General features: G+C 60.9%; 20 protein-coding genes. 16 read left to right on the top strand and 4 right to left on the bottom strand.

Annotated features, from left to right (window positions below):
• Positions 1-8 precede the first annotated feature (8 nt).
• Genes tssB through BLW22_RS15775 form a run of 15 tightly spaced genes read left to right on the top strand, consistent with a single transcriptional unit; the run spans position 9 to position 18,175 of the window.
• Positions 9-506 carry a type VI secretion system contractile sheath small subunit gene (tssB, locus tag BLW22_RS15845; protein ID WP_065927150.1) on the top strand — a complete coding sequence of 166 codons (498 nt, stop codon included), beginning with the start codon at positions 9-11 and terminating at the stop codon, positions 504-506.
• 28 nt (positions 507-534) lie between these two features.
• Positions 535-2,010, top strand: a complete 1,476-nt coding sequence (tssC, locus tag BLW22_RS15840; RefSeq protein ID WP_074847001.1) for a type VI secretion system contractile sheath large subunit — start codon at positions 535-537, stop codon at positions 2,008-2,010.
• A 14-nt stretch (positions 2,011-2,024) separates the two neighbouring features.
• Positions 2,025-2,426 (top strand): type VI secretion system baseplate subunit TssE, encoded by a 402-nt coding sequence (tssE, locus tag BLW22_RS15835; RefSeq protein WP_065927190.1) that lies wholly within the window; start codon positions 2,025-2,027, stop codon positions 2,424-2,426.
• Positions 2,416-4,203: a type VI secretion system baseplate subunit TssF gene (gene tssF / locus BLW22_RS15830; protein WP_074847000.1), complete on the top strand. Its 1,788-nt coding sequence runs from the start codon at positions 2,416-2,418 to the stop codon at positions 4,201-4,203. The genes tssE and tssF overlap by 11 nt, the downstream gene beginning before the upstream one ends.
• The gene (gene tssG, locus BLW22_RS15825) at positions 4,167-5,174 is read left to right on the top strand and encodes a type VI secretion system baseplate subunit TssG (RefSeq protein WP_065948205.1); all 1,008 of its coding nucleotides are present in this window, start codon (positions 4,167-4,169) and stop codon (positions 5,172-5,174) included. The genes tssF and tssG overlap by 37 nt, the downstream gene beginning before the upstream one ends.
• A 12-nt stretch (positions 5,175-5,186) precedes the next feature.
• The gene (locus tag BLW22_RS15820) at positions 5,187-7,613 is read left to right on the top strand and encodes an AAA family ATPase (protein WP_074846999.1); all 2,427 of its coding nucleotides are present in this window, start codon (positions 5,187-5,189) and stop codon (positions 7,611-7,613) included.
• Complete coding sequence (locus tag BLW22_RS15815; protein WP_074846998.1) at positions 7,610-9,142, top strand: sigma-54 interaction domain-containing protein; 1,533 nt, start codon at positions 7,610-7,612, stop codon at positions 9,140-9,142. The genes BLW22_RS15820 and BLW22_RS15815 overlap by 4 nt, the downstream gene beginning before the upstream one ends.
• Positions 9,143-9,201: 59 nt before the next feature.
• Entirely contained in the window at positions 9,202-9,333 is a 132-nt protein-coding gene (locus tag BLW22_RS35390; RefSeq protein WP_074846997.1) for a type VI secretion protein, read from the top strand.
• Positions 9,334-9,349: 16 nt separating this feature from the next.
• Positions 9,350-10,534, top strand: coding sequence for a type VI secretion system-associated FHA domain protein TagH (gene tagH / locus BLW22_RS15805; RefSeq protein ID WP_065927189.1), 1,185 nt, complete (start codon positions 9,350-9,352; stop codon positions 10,532-10,534).
• 5 nt (positions 10,535-10,539) lie between these two features.
• Positions 10,540-11,040, top strand: a complete 501-nt coding sequence (tssJ, locus tag BLW22_RS15800; protein WP_074846996.1) for a type VI secretion system lipoprotein TssJ — start codon at positions 10,540-10,542, stop codon at positions 11,038-11,040.
• The gene (gene tssK, locus BLW22_RS15795) at positions 11,027-12,355 is read left to right on the top strand and encodes a type VI secretion system baseplate subunit TssK (RefSeq protein ID WP_065948209.1); all 1,329 of its coding nucleotides are present in this window, start codon (positions 11,027-11,029) and stop codon (positions 12,353-12,355) included. The genes tssJ and tssK overlap by 14 nt, the downstream gene beginning before the upstream one ends.
• Positions 12,356-12,360: 5 nt before the next feature.
• Positions 12,361-13,224 (top strand): type IVB secretion system protein IcmH/DotU, encoded by an 864-nt coding sequence (gene icmH, locus BLW22_RS15790; RefSeq protein WP_065927142.1) that lies wholly within the window; start codon positions 12,361-12,363, stop codon positions 13,222-13,224.
• A 15-nt stretch (positions 13,225-13,239) separates the two neighbouring features.
• The gene (tssM, locus tag BLW22_RS15785) at positions 13,240-16,614 is read left to right on the top strand and encodes a type VI secretion system membrane subunit TssM (protein WP_074846995.1); all 3,375 of its coding nucleotides are present in this window, start codon (positions 13,240-13,242) and stop codon (positions 16,612-16,614) included.
• A 5-nt stretch (positions 16,615-16,619) separates the two neighbouring features.
• Positions 16,620-17,336 (top strand): PP2C family protein-serine/threonine phosphatase, encoded by a 717-nt coding sequence (locus BLW22_RS15780; protein WP_074848182.1) that lies wholly within the window; start codon positions 16,620-16,622, stop codon positions 17,334-17,336.
• Positions 17,333-18,175, top strand: a complete 843-nt coding sequence (locus BLW22_RS15775) for a serine/threonine-protein kinase (RefSeq protein ID WP_065927139.1) — start codon at positions 17,333-17,335, stop codon at positions 18,173-18,175. The genes BLW22_RS15780 and BLW22_RS15775 overlap by 4 nt, the downstream gene beginning before the upstream one ends.
• An 8-nt stretch (positions 18,176-18,183) precedes the next feature.
• Here the strand turns inward: BLW22_RS15775 and BLW22_RS15770 are convergent, their stop codons facing one another.
• Positions 18,184-18,513 (bottom strand): DUF6388 family protein, encoded by a 330-nt coding sequence (locus BLW22_RS15770; RefSeq protein WP_065927138.1) that lies wholly within the window; start codon positions 18,511-18,513, stop codon positions 18,184-18,186.
• 287 nt (positions 18,514-18,800) lie between these two features.
• Here BLW22_RS15770 and BLW22_RS15765 point away from each other — a divergent pair, with 287 nt between their 5' ends.
• The gene (locus tag BLW22_RS15765; RefSeq protein ID WP_065927137.1) at positions 18,801-20,876 is read left to right on the top strand and encodes a PTS sugar transporter subunit IIC/EAL domain-containing protein; all 2,076 of its coding nucleotides are present in this window, start codon (positions 18,801-18,803) and stop codon (positions 20,874-20,876) included.
• Here the strand turns inward: BLW22_RS15765 and BLW22_RS15760 are convergent.
• Genes BLW22_RS15760 through BLW22_RS15750 form a run of 3 tightly spaced genes read right to left on the bottom strand, consistent with a single transcriptional unit; the run spans position 20,873 to position 24,147 of the window.
• Positions 20,873-21,706 (bottom strand): metal-dependent hydrolase, encoded by an 834-nt coding sequence (locus BLW22_RS15760; protein ID WP_074846994.1) that lies wholly within the window; start codon positions 21,704-21,706, stop codon positions 20,873-20,875. The two genes, BLW22_RS15765 and BLW22_RS15760, sit on opposite strands and share 4 nt — an antisense overlap.
• Before the next feature lie 15 nt (positions 21,707-21,721).
• Complete coding sequence (locus tag BLW22_RS15755) at positions 21,722-22,612, bottom strand: SDR family NAD(P)-dependent oxidoreductase (protein WP_074846993.1); 891 nt, start codon at positions 22,610-22,612, stop codon at positions 21,722-21,724.
• A complete protein-coding gene (locus BLW22_RS15750; RefSeq protein WP_074846992.1) occupies positions 22,609-24,147 on the bottom strand; it encodes a flavin-containing monooxygenase in 1,539 nt (512 codons plus the stop codon). Before BLW22_RS15750 ends, BLW22_RS15755 begins: the two co-directional genes overlap by 4 nt.
• Positions 24,148-24,389: the final 242 nt, after the last annotated feature.

The following is a 24,389-nucleotide window of genomic DNA, read 5'->3' as shown; positions in this document are numbered from 1 at the left end:
GATTTACCATGGCCAAAGAATGTTCGGTAGCACCCAAGGAACGCATCAATATCACCTTCAAACCCGCCATCGGCGGTGCGCGGGAAGAAGTCGAGCTTCCGTTGAAACTCCTCGTGCTGGGGGACTTCACCCAGCGTGAGGACCTGCGCAAGCTTGAAGATCGCAAGCCCATCACCCTCAACCAGAACACCCTCGATGAGGTGTTGGCCAAACAGGCGCTGAGCCTGACGCTGAATGTCCCCAATCGCCTCCAGGACGGCGCCGAGGTCGAAGACCTGGCCATCCAGTTACGAATCAATTCGATGAGGGATTTCAACCCGGCGAACCTGGTGGAGCAGATCCCCGAGTTGCACAAGCTGATGGCCCTGCGTGAGGCGCTGATGGCGCTCAAGGGACCACTGGGAAATACGCCGAGCTTTCGCAAAGCCATCGAACAGGCCCTGGCCGACGACGAATCCCGTGCCCGAGTATTGGCGGAGCTGGGCCTGAGCGGCCGGACCGCCTGACATTTTTCAGTAAAAGGACACTGGCGCCATGACGACTCAACACACCTCGATACCCGTACTCATCACTGACGAGCACAGCATTCTCGACAACATCATCGCCCAGACTCTGTTGAGTGCGGATGATGAGGCCTACGGCATAGCCAGGCGTGGCGTCTCGGCATTTATCGAAGAGCTGATCAAGCCGCAGAACAGCGGGGAACCGGTCAAGAAACACCTGGTTGACCGGATGATTGCGGAGATTGACGAGAAGCTCGGTCGGCAAATGGATGAGATTCTGCACCACCCGCGCTTCCAGGCCCTGGAATCCTCATGGAAAGGCCTGCAGTTGTTGGTCGAGCGCACCAACTTTAGAGAAAACATCAAGATCGAACTGCTGAATGTCTCTCGGCAAGACCTGTTGGATGACTTCGAAGACTCACCCGAGGTGATCCAGTCCGGGCTCTATAAGCACGTCTACAGTGCGGAGTACGGTCAGTTCGGCGGTCAACCTGTGGGCGCAATCATCGCTGACTTCTTTCTTTCCCCCAGCGCCCCCGATGTGAAGCTGATGCAATACGCTTCCAAGGTCGCCTGCATGGCCCATGCACCGTTTATCGCGGCCGCCGGGCCGACTTTTTTCGGCTTGGAAAGCTTCACCGATCTACCTGACTTGAAGGATCTCAGGGATCATTTCGAAGGTCCGCAGTTCGCCAAATGGCATAGCTTTCGCCAGAGCGAAGATGCCCGTTATATCGGGCTGACGGTGCCGCGATTCCTGCTGCGCACGCCTTACGATCCCCTTGAATGTCCGGTCAAGACCTTCGCCTACCGGGAAACCGTGGTGAACAGCCACGAGCACTACCTTTGGGGTAATACCGCCTACGCCTTTGCCACACGATTGACCGACAGTTTTGCGCGGTTTCGTTGGTGCCCGAACATTATCGGTCCGCAAAGCGGCGGCACAGTGGAGGACTTGCCCTTGCATCACTTCCACAGCATGGGCGAAATCGAAACCAAGATTCCCACTGAAGTGCTGGTATCCGACCGTCGCGAATACGAACTGGCGCAAGAGGGTTTCATTGCCTTGACGATGCGCAAGGGCAGTGACAATGCCGCGTTTTTCTCCGCCAGCTCGGTGCAACAGCCCAAGCGTTTCGGCATCAGTGCCGAGGGCAAGGAGGCCGAGCTGAATTACCGCCTGGGCACTCAGTTGCCCTACATGATGGTGGTCAACCGCCTGGCCCATTACCTCAAGGTTCTGCAACGGGAGCAACTGGGCTCGTGGAAGGAGCGTACTGACCTGGAGCTGGAGCTCAACAAGTGGATTCGCCAGTACGTGGCAGACCAGGAAAACCCCAGTGCCGAAGTGCGTGGGCGGCGGCCATTGCGGGCGGCACGTATCGTTGTCAGTGATGTCGAGGGCGAGCCTGGCTGGTACCGCGTCAACCTGAGTGTGCGACCGCACTTCAAATACATGGGGGCGGATTTCACCCTGTCCCTGGTTGGCAAGCTTGACAAAGAATGAGTAGGGGCCAAGGGATGACCCGTAACCAAAGCCTCTTCGAGCGACTTGAAAGTCCGGCCGCAAAATCATCATGTGCAGTGACGTCCGTCGCAGCTCATCTGGGAAAGATGCTCAGCATCCGCGCTGGCAGTGTGCAGACACTGGAGGATTACGGTATGCCGGATCTCAATGACACGAGCCAGAGTCTGCATGAGTCATTGAGCCAGTCGCGCTTGTTGATCGAGCGGTTTATCCGGGCCTATGAGCCCCGCTTGAAGGATACGCACGTGAGGGCGTTGCCTTGTGGTGACGATCCTCTGGCGCTGGCGTTTGCCATTGACGCCACGCTCTGCGTTGACGGTGTGACGCAGCCCGTGGTGTTCACCGCGCGCCTGCAGGATGCTGGACAGGTTGAGGTCTTGCCTGATGTCCTTTAACCACTATTACCAGAGCGAACTCAGTGCGTTGCGACAGCTCGGGCGGCGCTTTTCCGAGCGCAATCCTGCTCTCGCGCCCTTTTTAGGGGAGGCCGGTCAGGATCCGGATGTGGAAAGACTGCTGGAAGGCTTTGCTTTCCTCACCGGTCGCCTGCGCCAGAAGCTGGATGACGAGTTGCCTGAGCTGACTCATTCCTTGATGCATCTGCTGTGGCCCAACTACATGCGGCCCATACCGGCGTTCAGTATCCTGCAGTTCGATCCGTTGAAACATGCGGGGCCCGGTGTGATGGTCGCACGGGATACACCGGTCGAAAGCGCTGCGGTCAATGGTGAGCGCTGTCGTTTTCGAACCTGCTACGCCACCTGCATCTTGCCGCTGCAACTGAGCGCGCTGGAGTACTGCGTCCAGGGAGAGCAGGCGTTGCTGAGCCTGCGCCTGGACATGGGCGGCGAAGGCAATTTCAGCGAATGTGCGTTCGATCAATTGCGCCTGCATTTGTCGGGAGACCGCTATATCAGTCAAGCGTTGTACCTGAGCCTGTTGCGCGAGGTTGAGGGTATCGTGTTGCTGCCATTGGGCGGTGATGGGCTTGCGGTCAGCGGGGCTGATGGCCAGCCCCTGCTGTTGCAATTGGGTGGCGATCAGGTCAGTCCGGTGGGGTTCGCGGAGGAGCATGCGCTGATGCCTTATCCGCAGAATACCTTTCGTGGATACCGCCATCTGCAGGAGTATTTCGCCTTTCCTGAAAAGTACCTGTTCGTCGATGTGCGTGGCCTGGATGCGTTGCAGCGGTTGCCCCAGGACGTACTCAAGCAAATCTGCAGCGTCAGGCTGTGCTTCAAATTACGCACCCGGTGCCAGGCAACCGGATGCCCCACGCTGGACAACGTGAGGCTGTACTGCACGCCCATCGTCAACCTGTTCAAACATGATGCGGTGCCGATTCGCCTGGATGGCAAGCAGGACGAATACCTGTTGATTCCTGGGGAATATGCGCGCGCAAACGCCTGTGTATTTTCCGTCGACAAGGTCACGGGCTGGCGCCCTGGCGGGCTGGGGTATCAGGCGTACGTACCATTTGAATCCTTTGAGCACGACGGCGTTATCGATGCATCAGCAGCGCCCACCAGCTACAGCATTCGTCAGCGTGCTTCGGCGCATCATGCCGGGCTCGATACCTGGCTGGGGTTCGGAAACGGGCGGGGGCATACCCAGGAAACGCTGTCGATCGAACTGACATGCACCAATCACAACCTGCCTCGGCAATTGCAGGCAGGGGAGATCAATCAGCCCTGTGAGCAGACACCGGAGGGCTTGTCATTTCGCAATATCTGCGCGCCGACTGCGAGTTTTGCACCGCCCCTGGACCAGGACTTTCTCTGGCGACTTATCAGCAACATGTCGCTCAACTATTTGTCACTGAGCGACATCAATGTCTTGAGGGTGGTCCTCGAAACCTATGACGTGCCGCGTTACCACGATCTGCAAGCGAAAAAGGTCAGCCAGAGAAGGCTGGGGGCCTTGCGATCCATCAGCCATACGGCCGTCGACCGCTTGCACCGGGGCATGCCGATTCGAGGGTTGCGGGTCGACCTGAGCATTGATTCCCAAGGTTTTCTGGGGGCGGGCGAAGCGTTTTTGTTCGCCTCGGTGCTCAACGAGTTCTTCGCGCTTTATGCCAGCCTTAATGCCTACCACGAGCTGCGTGTCATCAGCACACAAGGAGATGTGTACCTATGGCCACCTCAGATGGGGCAGCAGCCCCTGCTTTGAAGCAACTGTGCCGTGCCATCCGTGAATATTCGCTGTTCCAGGCGATTTCGCAGGTGATCAAGCGCCTGCGCGACGCCCATCCGCTACTGGATGACAACGCACTCTATGAGCGGCTGGAGTTTCAGGCCAACCCGGGTCTTGGTTTTCCCGGTCACGATATTGACCGGTTGGAGTTTTTTGTTGAACACGATCAATTGCGTGCGCGTCTTCGCCTCAATGTCCTGGGCCTCTGTGGCGCAGGTTCACCCTTGCCGGCCTTTTACGGTGAGCAGGCGTGTGCCGATGGAGCGGGCGGCCACGCGACTCGAGACTTCCTGGACCTGTTTCACCATCGTCTGCAACGGCTGATGCTGCCGATCTGGCGCAAATACCGCTACCAGGCGTGTTTCCAGGCGCAGGCGCGTGATGCTTTTTCCGAGCAGATGTTTGCGTTGATCGGGTTGAGGGGCCAGCGCATCCGTACCACTGCGCAGTTGGACTGCAAGCGACTGTTGCCCTACCTGGGGTTGCTTGGCCTGCGGGCGCACTCGGCGGCGGTGATCGAGACAGTGCTGCGCTACTACTTCGAGCATGAGCGCGTGTTTATAGAGCAATGGGTGGAACGCACGGTTGCCATTGCTCCCCCGCAGTTGAACCAGCTTGGCTGTGCCAACAGCCTGTTGGGCTTCGACCAAGTACTGGGAAGCCGGATCACCGACTGCAACGGTAAGTTCCGGGTGCATATACAGGATCTGGATTGGCAGCGCTTCCATGGTTTCTTGCCGACGGGGTCGGAGTATCCACTGCTGTGTTCGTTGGTGCGACTGGCTGCACGAGACCCGCTGGAGCATGACCTGCGGCTGGTGCTGGCCAAGGAGGCGATCAGGCCGTTGCACGTGGGTGAACACAATGTCTGCAGGCTGGGGTGGACCACTTGGCTGGCACACGAGTGCGCCGATGGTGCGGTCATCGTGGCCAGCAATGCTCACTAGGGAACAATGATCATGATGAATGTAGACCTGCAACAGCTGATCCTGACATTGACGCCCGCAGTCCGTCAGGACCTGGAGCGCTCGGCCGAACGTTGCGTGACGCGAGGTGGCAGGGAGGTCCTGGTGGAAGACCTGCTACTGACCCAGCTGGAACGTCCCAGGGGGCTTTTGATACGAGCCTTGGCCGACGCCGGGATCGAGGCGCAGACGCTGCAAGCAACGCTGCAGCCCAAGGGGCAGGCAAGTGCCACGCGTAATCCGGTGTTCGCCCCGGCCCTCGTGCAGTGGTTACAACAGGCGTTGATGGTTGCCCATCTGGAGTTGCGCCAGAGCGTCGTGGACCACGGTGCACTGTTACTGGCGTTGTTGCGCCACCCGCTGCAGCACGCAGGCACCGGCTATCACGCGTTGTTGAGCCGTTTGGATGCACAGCGTATACACGGGTTTGTGCTGGACCAGGGGCCTGACATCTGCCCGGCAGCAGGCGGCGAGTCACTGCTGGCGCGCTTTACCCATGATCTGACACGCCAGGCCCAGGAAGGGCGTATCGACCCGGTGCTGTGTCGCGAGGGTGAGATCCGCCAACTGATCGACATCCTTATGCGGCGGCGCAAGAACAATCCGATCCTTGTCGGCGAGGCCGGGGTGGGCAAGACCGCGGTTGTCGAAGGCCTTGCCCTGCGCATCGCCAGCACGCAGGTGCCGGAGCCACTCAAGGGTGTGCGTGTGCTGACCCTGGACATGGCACTGCTGCAAGCCGGTGCCAGCATCAAGGGCGAGTTCGAGCGGCGTCTCAACGGCGTGATTGACGAGGTGAATGCCGCGCCGACACCGGTGATTCTGTTTATCGATGAAGCGCATACCCTGGTGGGGGCGGGGGCCGGCGATGCCGCCAACCTGCTCAAGCCGGCCCTGGCCCGCGGTGAGTTGCGGACCGTCGCGGCTACGACTTGGGGCGAATACAAGAAATACTTTGAAAAAGACCCGGCCTTGGCGCGGCGTTTCCAGCCTGTGCTGGTTGGCGAGCCCAGCGTTGAACAGGCGACTTCGATCCTGCGCGGGCTGGTCCCGGCCTACGAATCCAGCCATGGCGTGCATATACGTGACGATGCCGTCGTCGCGGCGGCGCAGATGAGCGCCCGCTACCTGGCAGGGCGTCAGTTGCCCGATAAGGCCGTGGATGTGCTGGACACCGCCTGCGCACGTGCGCGCATCAACCAGTTGACGGTGCCCGAGGCATTGGAACGCCTGTGTACCGAACAGGCTGAAGGCTCGCGCCAGCGCGAGGCACTGAATCGAGACAGGGATGCGGGGCTGCCAGTTGATGAGCAGTCTGCGCAAGCGCTGGGCCTGCGCTTGGCGGCTGTCGAGAGCGAACGTCAACATCGGCAGCAGCGCTGGCTTGCACAGCGCGCACTGGAGGAGCCGGTGCGCGTATGCCCTCGCCTGGTGGCAGAGGTCATCAGTACCTGGACGGGCATTCCGGTTGAACAACTGTCCCTTGAGCACAGTGCATCGGTGCTGGGGGTTGCCGATGCGCTGCGGTCGCGCATTCTCGGCCAGGAACCTGCCATACAGGCGCTTGACCGCAACCTGCGCGCGGTGGCTGCCGGACTGAACAAGGCCGATGCGCCGGTCGGTGTGTTTCTGTTGGTGGGCCCAAGTGGTGTGGGCAAGACCGAAACGGCGCTGGCCCTGGGTGATTTGCTGTATGGCGGCGAACGTTTTGTCACCACCCTCAACATGTCGGAGTTTCAGGAAAAACACGCCCTGTCTCGGCTGATTGGCGCACCTCCCGGTTATGTCGGCTATGGAGAGGGCGGGGTGCTGACGGAAGCCGTGCGCCGGCGCCCCTATTCGGTGGTGCTGCTCGACGAAGTCGAAAAGGCCGACCCGGAGGTGTTGAACCTGTTCTATCAGATCTTCGACAAGGGGCTGGTCAATGATGGCGAAGGCCGGGAAATCGATTTTCGCAATACGCTGATCCTGATGACTTCCAACCTGGGCAGCGATTGCATTATCGACTTATGTGAAGGCGGCCGACGACCTGGCACCCAGGTGCTGCAGGACGCAATTCACCCTCTGCTGCGCGACTATTTCAAACCGGCACTGCTCGCCCGGATGCGAGTCGTGCCCTATTACCCGTTGATGGGCGCTGTGTTGCATGACCTGGCAAGACTCAAGCTTGACCGTCTTGGGCGAAGGTTGCAGTCACGCAAGCTGGCCTTGAGCTATACGACCGAACTGGTCACGCATATGGCTGAGCGGTGCGTCCATAGCGACAGCGGAGCGCGGTACATCGACCAATGGATCGAGATCCACCTGTTGCCGCAGATGGTCGATCGACTGCTTGGGGCGGTGGCGACGGGTGAGCCGCTGTCGCGGGCCCACGCCTGCCTGGATGGTGACGGGCTGCCGATCTGTGAGTTCAGCCAATGATGAACGATGTGCTTGCCCCTTTACCCCAGCCCCTGGCATACGCCGAGACGTTGTTGGCCTGGTTCACCCGAATGGGCATCGAGGGTGACGAGACAACGCTGCCAGGCCTGTGTGTTGCCGCGGCTGCGCAACTGAGTGAATGCGAACTCGGCCAGTTATATTGGCGGGACGAGGTCACGGGTCGGCTGGACTTGATTGCCCAGTATTTGCCTGGCGCATTGCCCCTCGGCGAGGGTGCTTGCGGCGCCGACTTTCAGCATCAGCAACTGTTGCGTCACGTGCTCGGCCATCCCAGCATCCTGAGCGTGGAGAACCTGGACGACAGTGTGTACGAAAGCGGTTTTCTACCCGCGACAGCTACGCCCTGGCACTCGTTGATATGCCTGCCGCTGTTCGGTCGCCACAAGGCCGTTGCCGGTCTATTGCTGTGCGCCAGCCAGCGGTCGAAATTGCTCCTGGACTACGGACCATCGTTAAGCCAACTGGCAAGCTTCGCCTTGAGTCAACTGGCGCTGTTGCGACGTGTGCGTCCGCCGCACAACGGCTCCCAGGCCAGGCCTTGTCTACCCTCGGCGCGTATGAAGTATGGGCTGATCGGCAACAGCGCAGCCATGGAAGAAACCTACCGGCTGATCGGCAAGGTGCTGAATGCGCCCTGCACGGTGCTGCTGCGCGGGGAGACCGGAACCGGCAAGGAGGTGGTGGCACGGGCCATCCATGCTGCCGGGGCGCGCCGTAGCAAAGCCTTTGTGGTGCAGAACTGTGCGGCCTTTCCCGAGGGTCTGCTGGAGAGCGAGCTATTCGGTTATCGCAGGGGCGCCTTTACAGGCGCCGAACGTAACCATGCGGGGCTATTTGACGCCGCCGATGGCGGCACGTTGCTCCTCGACGAAATCGGCGATATGCCGCTGTCACTCCAGGCCAAGCTGCTGCGGGTGTTGCAGGAAGGCGAGGTTCGCCCGTTGGGAGCCGATGCGGCCCATAAGGTCGATGTGCGAATTATCGCAGCGACCCATCGTGATCTGGCTGCAATGGTGGCGGAGGGTAGTTTTCGCGAGGACCTGTACTACCGACTGGCGCAGTTCCCGATCGAATTGCCGGCCTTGCGCGAACGCGACGCAGATGTGCTGCTGTTGGCGCGACAGTTCTCGCAATCGGCCTGCGCTGCGCTGGGGCTCTCGCCGGTGGAGTGGTCTGCTGCGGCCTTGGATCAACTGTCGTGCCACGCTTTTCCCGGGAATGTCCGTGAACTCAAATGTCTGGTGGAGCGCGCGGTACTGCTGTGTTACGACGCAGTGGTGCTGCCTGAACACCTGTCCCTGGCGCCCGCGTCGACCCCTACAGCCGTCGGCGCGACGTTGCGCCAGCGCCTGGAGCGGGTTGAACGGGTATTCCTGATCGACTGCCTGCACAAGAACCGTGGCAACCGGACCCGTACGGCACGTGAGTTGGGGCTCGCACGCCGCACCCTGCTTTACCGACTTACACGCTTGAACATCCCTGGCGGCGATGTCCGAGGGGGATGCTGAATGGTGCACATATGGCTTCCACTCTTCGCCGCCGGCCTTACTTTCATTGGAGATACCTGATGCCACTTCGTACTTGGAAAGCCTGGGGGCTTGTCCTGTGCTTGTTGAGCGGCTGCAACGCCAATTACGTTTTTGATGACGCTGACTACCGTCCGCTGGGTGACCCCCAGGCGACACGTCGCAGCGATTGAACAGCGGAGCCTTGTCATGCAACTAGTGTTAGAGGTGTGCAATACCGGAAGCGGTGAGCCTGCATCCTGTAAGACATTCGACGGCGTCGGCGGCGTGATCGGCCGCGGGATCGGCTGTGACTGGGTCATCCCCGACGCCAGTCGCTTGCTCTCCAGTCATCATGGCCTGGTCAGTTACCGGGATGGCCAGTATTTTTTTACCGACATCAGCAGCAATGGCATTGGCGTGTCGGGCAGCGCGGAGCGTTTGTGCAAGGGGCAGGCACGACTGATCAGCGAGGGTGATGTCTACCAACTGGGGCCAGTGGATATCCGTGCACGACTTGTGGCGCCCGGGAGACAAAATGGCCGGCAGATGTTTTTCGGCAACGATACGATTCCGGATGACGCGTTTTTGGTGCTTGACCCCTTGCACGCACTCGATACCGAGCAGGTGCATGGCAGCTCACCCGGGGATCCGGAGGCGCTGAAACTCTCGGCTGCGAGGGCGGCCTGCGCACTGTCCCACTGCCCCCTGGAACGGGATCACTTGATCGTGCCGAGATGGGCCGAGCCAGTAACGGAAGAGGCCTCGACTCAACCCGCCCAGGTGACTGCAGCCAGTCGTGCCCCATTCTGGTCGCAGTTCGCGGACGCGATGGGCGTGCCCCTGGATACGCTCGATACCCAGGCATGCGAAGCCCTGGCGATCAAGGTGGCTGGCCTGTTCAGGCAAACCATCGAAGGGCTGCAGCAGAGTCTGCGTACTCGCGATGAGCTGAACGGCGAGTTGAACCTCGGTTGGACCGTGCCTGCCATTAAGAGTCACAACCCCTTGAAGGATTGCACCGATACCCCGTCTGCCCTGGCCTCACTGTTGGGCCTCGCTGAGCCGGGCCCGCTGCCTGCAGAGGTAGCGGTCGCCCAGGCATTCCGGGAAATGCAAATCCACCAGCTGGCCTTGGTCGTGGCTTGCCGTGCTGCAATACGTGGCGCTGTGGAGGCATTTGCACCAAGCCATCTATTGCTGTGCTTCGAGCGCCAGGACATGCCGGCCAGGTTCTCTACCGATGGAGCCCACTGGCGGGCCTACCAGCGCCATTACCGACACCTTATCGACGAGCAACCCTTGGGCGAGCAGCTGTTGCGTAACGAATTTTCCAAAGCCTACGCGGAGCAGGTGCGCCTGGTCGCCACGCTGCATGCGGCTTATCCGGGATGACTGTCATGTATCGAGCTGCCGTTCTGTCAATGCTGTTTGTACTCGGCTTGCTGACCGGGTGTGCCAGCGTCTCACCGTATTCAACCCTGACCAAGCTGGACCTGGCGTTGAGCGCCAGCGAAGGCGTCAACCGCGATCTTCACGGTCGCCCGTCTCCCATCGTGGTGCGCCTGCTGGAGCTGCGGCACCCGGTGGCTTTCGAAAACGCTGATTTCTTCACCCTCTATAGCCGCGCGGAGCAGGCGCTGCCCAAGGACTGGGTCAACAGCGAGGAGTTGGAGCTGCGCCCCGGTGAGCGGTTGGCGCTGAAGCTCAGTGTCGAACCACAGAGTCGTTATGTCGGGGTGGTGGCTGCCTACCGGGACCTGCCCCATGTGCAATGGCGGCTTGTGCTGCCCGTCGCCCGGCAGCGCCTGACGCGTGTCGAGCTGATGCTCGACGAGTCCGGGGTTCGCGTCGTTACCCCTCAAGCCCGGAGGTCGGAGGATAGACATGCAGGTTCATAAAGTCGTGTGGCAGGAGGGCATGCTGCTGCGCCCCCAACACTTGCAGCACAACGACCGTTACTACCACCAGCAACTCAACCGTACCCGTTTGCTGGGCATTGATGGTTGGGGATTCCTGACCCTTGACGTCGACGTGCAGTACCTCAACCTGGGTAAGGTAGTCGTCAACCAGGCCAGCGGTGTATTTCCCGATGGCAGCTTGTTCGAGCTGAGCAGCGTAATGGAGCCACTGGTGTTGCAGGTTCCTGCCCACACCAGTGGGCAAGCCATTTACCTGGCGTTGCCGTTGGCCATCGGCAATCAGGTTGAAGTGCGCCAGCAGGAGCACAGTGATGTGCTGGCGCGCTACGTAAGCTGCGAAGCGGAGATCACTGATTCGAATGCTGGCTTTGATTCCCTTTGCCGGATCAACTGTGCACGCCCGGACCTGCGATTGCTGTTAGGGGAGCAAACCAGTGACACGTTGCAGGTGAAACTCCAGGTTGCCCGGGTGCTGGATTCGACTCGCGAGGGCGGCGTGCGGCTGGACGCGGATTTCGTACCGGCGTTTATCCATGTGCAGGGCTCAGGCTATGTCGCGTCATGTATCAAGGAAGTGCTGAGTCTGCTGGGCACCCGAGGCGATGCGATCGCCGCGAGGATCCGGGGAGGTGGTGGATCGGAGGGGGCCCAGGTCGGCGATTTCCTGATGCTGCAGCTGATCAATCGAACCGAGTTGGTGTTGCGTCACTTCCTGAGTCAGAGCCAGGTACGTCCGGAGGTGTTGTACAGGCAGTTGTTGTCGATCCTCGGCGAGTTGTCGACGTTCGCCACCGACAACAAACGCGCGCAACTGGAGACTCGTTACCAGCATGGTGAGCAGGGGGCGAGTTTTCGTGGGTTGATGGAAGGCATTCGCACCGTGCTGTCGTTGGTGCTGGAACAACACGCCACTGAGCTCCCGTTGGAGCCGCGACAGTATGGTGTGCTGGTCTGTCCGGTGAGTGATCTCAAACTGCTGGGTAGCGCAACATTCATTCTGGCGGCAACTGCCCAGTGCGATTCGGAGGAGCTGCGCCACCGCCTTCCGGCGCACTTGAAAATCGGCTCCGTGGAGCGCATCCGCGAGCTGGTCAATCTGCATCTGGCCGGCATCAAGGTCAAGCCACTGCCGGTGGCGCCCCGACAGATCCCGTTCCATGCCGGCAAGACCTATTTCATGCTCGAACTCAGTGCCCGTGATATCACGCAGCTGGAGCAATCGGGCGGTTTTGCCTTCCACGCCAGTGGCGAGTTTGCCGAACTCAAACTCAATTTCTGGGCCATCAGGAACTGAATGCCATGACAATGGACAGCGAATACCCGCAGGACGAAAAAACTATCCTGCTTGACCTCGATGGTCGCGCGCCCGCAGGGGCGCCGGTGACGGACTTCCCATCGCCACCGCGCTTCGAACGGTTGGAAGACCGGATGATCTACACCGCCAGCCTGCAAGGGGCACAGAGTTTCAAGATCGGGCCCAACGTCCTGGTGGCCGCCGCCTGGGAACTCTTGTCGCAGGTCGTTCGACTCAAGCGCAGTTCCGGCCGGGAAAGCTTGCAGGCCCTCAATGATCGGTTGTCGTCGGGGATCACGGCGTTTGAAGCGTATGCCTTGCACCAGGGTGCAGAGGACAGGCAGGTCATGTCGGCGCGCTATGTGCTGTGCAGCGTTATTGACGAAGCCGTGGTCACTACCCCGTGGGGCAGTCGCAGTGACTGGTCGAAATCCAGCCTGTTGAGCCGCTTTCACAACGAAACCTTCGGTGGCGAAAAATTCTTCCAACTGCTGGAGCGCTTATCCCGCGACCCCGTCAAGAACCTGGCAATGCTGGAGTTGATGTACCTGTGCCTGTCACTGGGGTTTGAAGGTAAATACCGCGTCATGGAGCGGGGCGGGCCGCAGTTGGAAGCGGTACGAGATGGCTTGTATCGACAGATCCGGCATGTGCGCGGTGAGCGCCCGCCGATGTCTGTGCCCGCTGCCGCAGCACAGGCACCGGGTGCCGGGCTGCGCATCTTTTCCCCTGCCGGGGTCGTCGTCTTCACGCTCGCCTGTTTGCTGGCCATGTACCTGGGCTTTGCCTGGGCATTGGGCAATGAACGCATGGCGGTGCTGCAACCTTTTCAATCTTTGGCGTCGGATCAGACACGGTCGCCGTTGTAACGCTGGGAGCAATGAATGAACGCATTCTTCAAGGGCGTGGGCACGGCGCTGCGCAAGACTTGGGTCTGGAGCCTGTTTGTGGTGTTCGCCAGCGCGTTGCTGGTGTGGTTTTTCGGGCCATTGCTGGCGGTGGACGACCATCGTTTCTGGCAGGGCGCTCCAGCTCGTCTGTTGACCATAAGCGGGTTATTCCTGCTGTGGGGGTTAGCGATGGTCATGGTCGACTCACGCCGTACCGCACGATTGAATCGGCGCGAGCACCAGGAGCGCCACCAACGCAAGGGGTTGATTGACGAAGAGCGGAGGCAGGTGCGGGGGCGTTTCAAGGAGGCGTTGCACACACTGAAAACCTCCCGTCGTTATGGCGAGCGCAATGAGCGTTGGCGCAACGACTTGCCGTGGTATCTGTTGCTCGGCCAGCAGGGCAGCGGCAGAACCTGTCTGCTGGCCGCCTGCGGATCGCAGTTCCCACTGGATCGGGAGGAAGCGATGGCACCGGGCGCAACCCAGTATTTTGATTGGTATCTCGCCGACGAAGCTGTCCTTGTCGAGAGCGCAGGGCGCTACCTGGCCCAACCCGACAGTGCCGTGGATGGGGCCGGTTGGGCGACGTTTCTGGACCAGCTCAGATTGCGGCGCAGGGCTCGCCCGCTCAATGGCGTGGTGGTGACGCTGGCGGTGGAGACGCTGCTTGGCAGCAATGATCGCGACCTGGACCTGCATGCGCGCCACGTGCACACCCGGTTGCAGGACGTACAGCAGATGCTGCATGTGGATGTGCCGATCTATCTGGTATTGACCCAGGCTGACCGGTTGCCGGGCTTTGTCGAGTTCTTTGATGCGTCCCAGGGCGACGGCGCCGAAGCCCTGCTGGGAGAACCCGTGGCAACAGGTCCGGCCGGTACCGCGATCACCCAGGTTCGCGAAGCGTTTGAGGCGTTTCTGCAACGCCTTGGAGCAGAGCTGATTGCGCGTTTGCATCAGGAACGCGATATCGAACGTCGCGGGCTGATGCTCGATTTTCCTCGGCAGGCTGCGCAAATCGGTGAACGTTTGTGCCTGTTTGTGGAGTCTGCGTTCTCCTCTCATCGCTTTCAGCGTATTAACGGATTGCGTGGCTTTTACCTGACGAGTGCGCAGACTGCCGACAGGCGTTCCTACTTCGTCCAGGGCCTGTTCAACCGGGTGATTTTTGCCGAGGCCAATCTCGCCGGGCTGCAAACTCCGGAACGACAGCGTATCCGTCGACACCAAGGGTTGCTGGCGTTGGCCGCCTCCCTGGTCATTGTCGCGGCGGGGTGGCTGTGGGCACACAGTTATTCGATCAATCACCAGCGGCTGGTGCAACTGGCGCAACTGCTCAAGCCACAGCCGCCCGCGTCACCCGGTCTGGACGATACCCTGGTGCTCCTGCGTGTGCTGGACGACCGCCTGGCTGCGACCCAAGTGTTTCCAGCGTTGGCGGATGCCCGTGCGGTGGAGCGGGGCGGCTTGTATCAAGGGGAGGCGAGTCGGCCACTGTTGGTCAGTGCCTATGAAGACTTGCTGCACCAGCAGTTGTTGCCGCTGGTATCTACGATGCTTGAAGAACAGGTACGGGCCAGCCTTGGCGACCGCGAGGGGCTTTTGGACATCCTGCGGGCTTACCTGATGCTCAGTCTTCGCGAGCGGCGCGATAAGGTTTGGCTGGCGCAACGCGTGGCCGTTCATTGGGCTGTGCGCTATGCCGGTGATGCTTCGGTGCAGAAACGATTGAATGCACATTTTGCACGGCTGCTTGAGCGCCCCTTCGCGATGCCCTTGAACGTTGAGCTGGTCGCCGAGGCCCGCCAGGAACTGCGCGGCGAATCGTTGGCGGGCGTGGTCTATCGGGCGCTGCGTGACCAGGCGCGTGACCTTGAGCCCTTGCGCCTGGCCGAGGGGAGGGGGTTCGCAGCGATCGAGCAGCCCATCCCCGGCTTCTATACCCGGCGGTATGTGCAGTATTTCGAAAGGCAGGGCTCTCGGCTGGTGAATGCCATTGCTCAGGACAACTGGGTACTTGGGGAGGACGCAGACCTCAGCAGCCTGGATTTGCGCCAATTGATGCTGGAGCTCGAGCAGCGTTATTTCAGTGAGTACGCCGACACCTGGAGCCAAGCCATCGGCCAGGTGCGCCTGCAGGAAAGTGACAGCCTGAGCCAGCATGCTGACGGGCTTGCCAGCCTGGCGTCAGCGCAGTCGCCGTTGGTGCAGCTGTTGCGACAGGTTCGGGAAAACACACGCCTGCTGTCGACCAACGACCCCCTTGAGGCCTTGAGCCCGCCCGCCGGCGAGCTCGAGACCAGCGCTTCCAGCGTGTTGTCCAGCCCGTTGCATGGGCAGGCAAAGCCTGATTCTGCCCGGCGTGCACTGCAGCGTCGGTTCGAGCACCTGCACCAATTGCTGGACGCGGATCAGAACCCTGGAGCTGAACTGACGCAGGCGTTGCGGCTGCTCGATGAATGGCATCTGCAACTGGCGGCCCTTAACCGCGAAGCTACCCCAGGGCAGGCGGCATTCATGATGGCCAGGCAACGAATGGAAGGGCAGCAGCCATTGCTGGGGAATCTGCGGGATGCTGCCGGGCGCCTGCCGTTGCCGGTCAAGGAGTGGTTTGAAGGCATTGCCGATGACAGTTGGCGGCTGCTGCTCGATGATGCCTATGTGTATATAAATCAGCGTTACCAAAGTGAGGTCTATGGCTTTTACGCCAAGGCGATCCAGCGTCGGTACCCATTCAACCCACGGTCCGAGAGTGATGTTGCCCTTGGCGATTTCCAGGACTTTTTCAAGCCGCGGGGTGGCATGGCGCGCTTTTATGAAAGCTACCTGCGGGCCTTTGTCAGTGCCGAGTCCGGTCGCTATCGTCTACGCGGCCTGGATGGCCGTAGCCTGGCGCTGTCGCGCTCATTGCTGGACCAGCTGACGAAGGCCCAGGTGATTCGCCAGGGGTTTTTTACTGAGGACCAGGGGGAGTGGGCGGTTCGCTTCACGCTGGCCCCCTATAGCCTGGACCAGGCGGTTAGCCGAGCGATCCTGAGCATTGGTGATCAACACCTTGAATACCGCCATGGCCCGATCGTGCCCATGGCTTTCCAGTGGCCAGGCGAGGCGGACGATGGCCGTAGCAGCCTGGTGCTGGAGCGGGGGGCGGAGCGGCCGCTGGGTATGGAAAAAAACGCTGGTCCCTGGTCGTTGTTCCGGTTTTTCGAGCTGATGCAAAGTGAGCCTGGGAGTGGCCGGGGTTCTCGGCTGCTCAAGGCTGAGCTCGCTGGCACGCGTGCCACCTTCCTGCTCAACAGCCATCGCAACCCTGGTCCTTTTCAGATGGCGAACTGGCGCACCTTCCGTTTGCCGGAGCAACTGTGAGGCATGTGCATGCCGATGGGTGCAGCGCCGGGCGAACGGCGCGAGGCAAGACACGCGCGCGCAATGAGGATGCGTTCCTCGACTGCCCCCGGCGCGGTTGTTGGGCGGTAGCGGACGGAATGGGTGGGCATTTGGCTGGGGATTTGGCCAGCCACTGGGTCATCAGCAGCCTGGCTTCGTTGCCCGACCAAGGCAGCTTTGACGAACGGATCGATGCCATACGCCGCTGCTTGCGATGGCTCGACCGTCAAATGGGGCAAGCCACGACGGAACAAGCTGCCCACGGCATCATGGGCAGCACCGTGGTTGCGTTGCTGCTGGAGGGTAATCGCGCAGCCTGCATCTGGGTCGGGGACAGCCGTTGCTATCTTTGGCGGGGACGACGTTTGTACCAACTGTCGCGGGACCATTCCCTGTGGCAGCAACTGATGGACAAGCAGCAGTTGAGCCTGGAACAGGCCCTGGCGCATCCGGATGCCAGGGCGCTGACCCGTGCCATTGGTGGTCGGCAGCCATTGAGCCTGGCGGTGCTGGAGTTCATTACCCAACCTGGGGATGTGTTTTTATTGTGCAGCGATGGTTTGTATCAGGGCCTCAGCCATGGCGAGTTGGGCAGCGCCTTGAGTGTGGGGCCGCCCCGCCAGGTAGTGGATCGGTTGTTTTCCGACGTGCTACGGGGGGCGGCCCAGGATGACCTGACGGCCGTGGTAGTCCAGCCATGAGCGAGGTCGCCGGCCCGCCGAAACTGCTTGCGGGGCGCTATCAGCTGGATCGGCTATTGGGCAGCGGTGGCATGGGAGTGGTCTACCGAGCCCGGGATATGCTGCACGAGGCGTTCGGCGAGCCCAACGCGTGGGTGGCTCTCAAGTTGTTGGGCGATACGCTTGCCGAATCTTCCGACGGCCATGTATTGCTGTACAGCGAGTTTGCCCTGACCCGGAGCCTGCGGCACGATCACGTGGTCAGAACGTACGCTTTCGAGGTCGATACTCCGCGTCAGGTTGCGTTCTTCACCATGGAATTGCTGCAGGGCAGGACCCTTGACCGCATCCTCTCGGAGTGCCCGTATGGATTGCCGTGGCGGGAGTTGCAACCCATCGCCCTGCAACTGTTGGATGCACTGGCTTATGCCCACAGGCAGGGCGTTCTGCATGGCGATGTGAAACCGGCCAATATCATGCTGGGCGAGCAGGGAGTGCGGCTGTTCGATTTCGGCCTGGGCCATGCCGAGGCGGAGCAGGCTGCGGGGCTGCCCACCTTGAGTCGCAGTCGCTTTAAGGCTTGGACGCCCGGGTATGCGGCGCCGGAACTGGTGGCCGGGGGAAACATCTCCGCCAGGGCCGACTTGTATGGCGCCGCCTGCGTAATCTATGAGCTCGCCCAGGGACGGCGCCCCGGCGAGCATCAGTCGGATCAGCCATTGTCCAGGCCTCGGCAATTGCCTCGGCGGTGTTGGCCGGCATTGCGTTCTGCGCTGGCCCTGGACCCTGAGTGCCGAACCATTGCCGTCGAGGAGTTGTGCGAAGCGATGAATAGACGACGGCGCTACTGGTTTGTGTAGTGGGCGTGTCAATCAGCCAAATCATGCAGTTGGCAGTATTCGGTCCAACTCAAGCCGGCCATCTGGGCAACTTCCTTGTGTACTTCCAGGCGCCGCGCCTCGAAGTCAGCAGGGGACTGGCTGGTCAGCCTGAGGGTCAGCTCCCAGGCAAACAAACCCTGGCGTTCTGCTTCTGCCTCGAAGGCTTCATGCAGCCGTTCGGCGCGGTACTGTGCCAGGGTTTCACCCTTGGCCTGAGCGGCCAGTGGGTTCAGGGTGTTCAGTTCGGCAGCCACATCGGGATGTTCGTTCAGGAATCGATCCAGCGCGAGCTGGTGGTTATCGCCGGGAGGTGACAAGGGCGTGCTCCAAATCAGGTGGGACCAGGCCTCGGTTTCTGGCGCGAGGCAAGCCGTGTGTGCATAAGCAACACGGATAACGGGTATTGAAGCAGATTCCAGGACCGGTCCAGATCAGAAAATTAAATTATTGGAGATGCCCGGCTTTGACTGTCACTCATTGCTGGAAATTCACCGATACCCATGGCAAAGGACTTTCGCTCCCGGTGCCAGGACGTGTAGCGTTAGCCCCGGTGCTTCCGACCCTGCTTTCCAAGGGCAGCGGGCGATGGGCAGAGGGATGGGTCATGGCGCAAACGCTGTTCAAACTTTTCTTTACCCAGCGCCTGGCCGCTTTGGCCAGTGCCGATTCGTTGCGAGCGATCCGCGAAGGGCTGCTGTGGATCTTGCCGTGCCTGCTGGTGTCGGCGGCCTTTCTGATCCTGTCCGAATGCGCTCGGGTGTTGGGCTGCAGCCCGCAGGTGGTGAGCTTCCTGGCGGGGTTGCACAATCAGATCAGTTCGGTGATCCCGTGGCTGGTGGCCGCCTCCATTGGCTACATGCTGGCGATCCAGCACCGCCTGCCGCAATTGCCGGTGGCGTTCCTGTGCCTGGCCCATGTGGTCTTGGCGACGTTTATCCTGCGGGAATATCCCCGGGCATCGGCCACCTTCCTGCTGTTTATTGCTATTGCCTCGCCGCTGCTGAATGTACCGGCCTTGGCCTGGCTGCACCGTTTTCGCTGGACGCGGCTGGTCAACGAAGACCTGGTGGGGCACAACCTGCGAGGCACGATCAATATGGTGGTGCCAGGGGCCATTACCGCCCTGGCGCTGGTGGCAGCGCTGTCCTTGTTGTTGCAGATACCCTATGTGGCGCAGTTGCAGGGCCCCCAGGTGCTCGATGCGCTGGAATCGCCCTACGGCAGCGGTTTGTTTGTCACCCTGATGAACTCGCTGTTGTGGTTTTTCGGGGTTCACGGCGTCTATGCCATGCAACCGCTGTTTGATGTGCTGGACCAGGCCGTGGTGCTCAACGGCGCCGCGTTGGCAGCGGGCGAGCCAATCAGGTATGTGCTGAACGGCGGCCTGTTGGGCAGCTTTGCCTTTATCGGTGGTTCGGGCGGTGCGTTGTGTTTGTTGATCGCAATCCTGCTGTTTTCCAAGAGCCAGTCCATGCGCCTGGTGGCCGTGGCGAGTTTGCCGCTCTCGCTGTTCAACGTCAGTGAAGTCCTGCTGTTCGGCCTGCCGATCATCCTCAACCCGCGTCTGTTCATTCCGTTTCTACTGGTGCCCGCGCTGAACGCAACGGTGGCGCTTACCGTGGTGCAACTGGGCTGGGTATCCCCGGCGGTGGCCAGCGTCCCGTTTACCGCACCGGTGTTGCTCAATGCCTACCTGAGTACTCATGGCGACCTGGCGGCAGTCGCGCTGCAAGTGACGCTCCTGGGCCTGGGCACGCTGGTGTATGCACCCTATGTGCGCGCGATTCATCGCCAGGCTGCCGAAGGTGGCACGGTGTACCTCAAGTCCCTGGACATGACCTTCCGCGGCCTGGAAGAAAAAGGCCGGCTGCGCGAACTGGACCCGGTCCTGGCTTCCCACAAGGCCCTGGCGCGCCAGGCCAATGAACTGAATCGCATCCAGCAGATCAGCGATTATGAGTTCTATCTTGAATACCAGCCCCAGGTCTCGACCCGCACCGGGCTGTGTACTGGCTGCGAAGCGCTGATGCGCGCCCGCGATGCCCAGGGTACGGTGCATTCACCGTGGGAGTTCCTGCAATGGCTGGCCCAGGCGCGGTTGATGCCGGACGTGGATATGTGGGTGGCATCCCAGGCGATTCGCCAATACCAGAAATGGCAGAAACTCGGCTTTACCCTGCCGATGACCATCAATATTTCCAGCGCCACCCTGACCGACGCCGCCCACGGCGAGCGCCTGGTGGAGATCCTCGCCCAGGCCCATGGCCAGGTATCGGTGGAGATCACCGAAGACGCGCTGGTCAGCGATATCCCTGCCACGCGCCAGAACATCCAGAAACTGCAGGGCATCGGCGCCAAGGTCTATATCGATGATTTCGGCACCGGGTTTTCGGCCTTGAGTTACCTGCACCAGTTCCCGGTGGACTTCATCAAGATCGATCGCAGTTTTGTGGTGGCGCAGCACGATCCCAAGGGCGCCCAGGTCCTGACCGGCATGCTGCGTTTCTGCGAAGCGCTGAACCTGGGCGTGGTGGTGGAGGGCGTTGAGACCGCCGAGCAGTTGGCCTTCTTGAACACCGGCGCCGAGCTGATTATCCAGGGCTGGTATTTCAGCAAGGCACTGCCGGGGGACCAGTTGGAAAGCTTTGTGCGCCAGCGTGCGGCCATGGCGCAGGTCTAGTAGCCGCGTTGGGTGTGTTCGATCTCCTCGACCAAGCGATCGATACCCGCCAGGCGTGCACGGTTGTCGTGATCCCAGGGGTGAAAGCCGGGTTTGAAGTAGTGCAACCACGGCCGCAGCATGCGTGGGAAGACGCCCTTGGGGCCATAAAGAAATTTCAACATGCGCCAGAAGCCTTTGAGGTGCCCACCCGCCTTGCGGTCGGCAATCAACAGCCGCACATGAAAATCCAGCACCACCAGCCAGAAAAACACCGTAGTTGTCAGCATGGTTCCGGTGCGCAGCAGGTAACGCTTGGGCCCGGGTTTGATCACCGTGTTCCACACATCAAAGGCCACGGCCTTGTGTTCGGTCTCTTCCAGGGCGTGCCAATACCACATCTGCTGGTAGCCCTTGAGCGAATCGCCAAAGCGCGACGGGTCACTCAGGAGGATTTCCGCGAGCATCGCCGTGTAGTGCTCAAGGGCAATGGTGATCGCCAGGTTGAACGACGGTGCGAAGTGTTTCTTCTGCAGATCGAGAATGAATTTAAGCCGACGGTCCAGGGTGTGCGCCGGAAGCCCGGCTGCTTGCATCAGGTCGTTATAGGCCACATGTTCGCGGCTGTGCATGGCCTCCTGGCCGATAAATCCCTGGATCTGTTTCTTTAGCGCCGGATCGTCGACGCGTTGGCGGTAGTGACGCACGCTGTCCATGAAAAACAGTTCGCCCTGGGGGAACAGCAGCGACAAGGCATTGAAGAAATGCGTGATGAACGGGCCCTGTTCGTGCCAGTCGGTGATGCGTTCGGCGGGCAGGGCAAAATGGAGGTCGCGGCGGATCGGCAACATGATTCGTGCTCCTGTTCAGAGACGGGGCTCGTCGTTGGTTTCAAACACTGGCCTGCGTTGCTTGGGGGCCATGCGCTTGCTGGCCAGCACCACCAGCGCTTGATAGGCCGCCGGCAGGCAACGGGCGAGCAGGTCGAGGAAATACGCGTCGCGGCCAATCAGCACGCGACGCTTGTTTTTGCGCACGCCTTGCAGGATCACCTTGGCGGCCTGGTCGGCATCGGTGATGAAGAGTTTTTCGAAGTCGGCGCGGGCCTGCTGTTCGCTGTGGATCAGGAAGCCGGTCATGTTCGCGTCGATGCGGCTGCTGCGACAGATATCGGTGCGGATGCCGCCGGGGTGCACGCAGGTGGCCGAGACGCCGCAGCGTTGCAGGTCCAGCTCCTGGCGCAGGGCTTCGGTAAAGCCGCGCACGGCGAATTTGGTCGCGTTGTAACCGCTCATGCCGGGCTGGGCAAACAGGCCGAACACGCTGGACGTGTTGATCACATGGCCGTCGCCGCTGGCCTTGAGGTGCGGCAGGAACGCCTTGGTGCCGTGGACCACGCCCCAGAAGTTGATGCCGACGATCCACTCCAGGTCGGCGTAGTCCACGCCTTCGACTGTACTCGACAGGGCCACGCCGGCGTTGTTGAACACCAGGTTGACCTGGCCATGCTCGGCCACGCAGCGCGCCGCCCAAGCCTCCATGGCCTGGCGGTCGGCCACATCCAGGACCTGGGTGGTAATCGTCACCGGCGCCAGGGTTGAGGTCTTGATCAGTGCCAGGGTCTGCTCCAGGCCTTGGGCGTTTTTGTCCGCCAGTGCCAGGTGGCAACCTTCGCGCGCGAGTGCCAGGGCCAAGGCGCGACCCATGCCGGATGCCGCGCCGGTAATCGCCGCCACGCGGCCGTTGAATGACTTCATGAGAGGCTGCCTTCTGCCGTGGAGTGGGGCGCCGTGGCCGGACGGGGCGGCGCAGTGAGGGGCAACAGGTCGACCGCATAGTCCTTGAGTGCGAACTGCCGGGTGACCCGCTTGAAGCGCCATGTCGAAGCGGGCCACAGAGTGGTGTTCTTGCCGGTACGTGGGTCGAGGTACCAGCTCTGGCAACCGCCGGTGTTCCAGATGGTGCGCTTGAGTTGGTCTTGCAATTGACGGTTGTAGGCCTGTTCCACCATCGGTTTGACGTCCACCGTGGCGATGCGATGGCGCTGCATCTGCCTGAGCGCGTCGAGGATGTAGGTGACCTGCGCCTCGATCATCAGGATCATCGAGTTATGCCCCAGGCCGGTGTTGGGCCCGATGATCAGAAACAGGTTGGGATAGCCCGGCACCGTGGTGCCCTTATAGGCGTGTGCGCCGTCGCGCCAGATGTCCATCAGGTCCACACCGTCGCGACCGATGATGCAGTCCCGGGGCAGCGGGTCAGTGGCCTGGAAGCCGGTGCCGAAAATCAGGCAGTCGGCCGGGTGCTTGATACCGTCGGCTGTGATCACACCGTCGGCTTCGATACGCAGGATGTTGTCGGTCACCACCTCGACATTGCTGCGCGACAGCGCCGGGTAGTAGTCATTTGAGATCAGCACACGCTTGCAGCCAATGGTGTAGTCCGGCGTCAGGGCCTTGCGCAGGGAAGGGCGCGGCACTTGTTTGCGAAGGTGGCGCAGGGCGACTTTCTGCACCATTTTCATCAGCTGCGGGTGCAGCGCAAATCCCAGCACACGGCCTTCCAGTGCCCAGTAGAAGGCGCCACGCACCAGGCGCTGGGTAACAGGCAGGTGTCTGAACAGCCAGCGTTCGAACGCTGAAATCCCGCGGTCGGGCTTGGGCATGATCCACGGTGGAGTGCGCTGGAACAGATCCAGGTGCGCCACCTGCGGCGCAATCTGCGGCACGAACTGGATGGCACTGGCCCCTGTGCCGATCACCGCCACGCGCTTGCCCTTCAAGGCGTATGCGTGATCCCACTGCTGGGAGTGGAAGCGCTTGCCCTTGAAGGTTTCCAGCCCCGGAATCTCCGGCAGCGCCGGGCGTGCCAGGGCGCCCATGCCCGACACCAGCACCCGCGCACTGACGTGGCGGCCATCGCTGAAACTCAACTGCCAGCGTTGTAGCTGTTCATCGAACACCGCGCGCTTTAGGCCCATGCCGAAACGCAGGTAGGGCGCCAATCCGAAGCGCACCGCGCAGTCTTCCAGGTAGGCGCGGATTTCCGCTTGCGGCGCGAACTGCCGAGTCCAGTCCGGGTTGGGTGCAAAGGAAAACGAATACACGTGGGACTGCACATCGCAGGCGCAACCGGGGTAATGGTTGTCCCGCCAGGTGCCGCCGAGGGTGTCGGCCTGCTCGGCGATAAAGAAGTCGGTGAGCCCCGCTTCCTTGAGTTTGATGGCCATGCACAGGCCGGCAAAACCCGAACCGATGATGGCGATGTCGATGGAATCACTGTGGGCATTCATAGGCGGTCCTTCATGGGCATCGGATGTGCTCCTGTTTTTGTTGTGTCTTTTAGATAGAACACCATTGCAAAGAAAAATTGAATTAATTATTTTAAAAAAGATTTTAAATAATCTACCTGAAAATAGCGCCTACGCTAGGACCTTGTGCCTTATGTGCGACTTGTCCGACGGACGAGCGTGGTACGCACGCCGTTCAGGTCCAGGGTGTGGACGTTGGCCGAGGCCTTGATCAATTCCGGTCA

The sequence above is a fragment of the Pseudomonas marginalis genome, assembly GCF_900105325.1.
GTDB classification, from domain to species: domain Bacteria; phylum Pseudomonadota; class Gammaproteobacteria; order Pseudomonadales; family Pseudomonadaceae; genus Aquipseudomonas; species Aquipseudomonas marginalis.
Note: the sequence above shows the minus strand (reverse complement) of the source record. Positions and strands in the feature narration are given on the sequence as shown.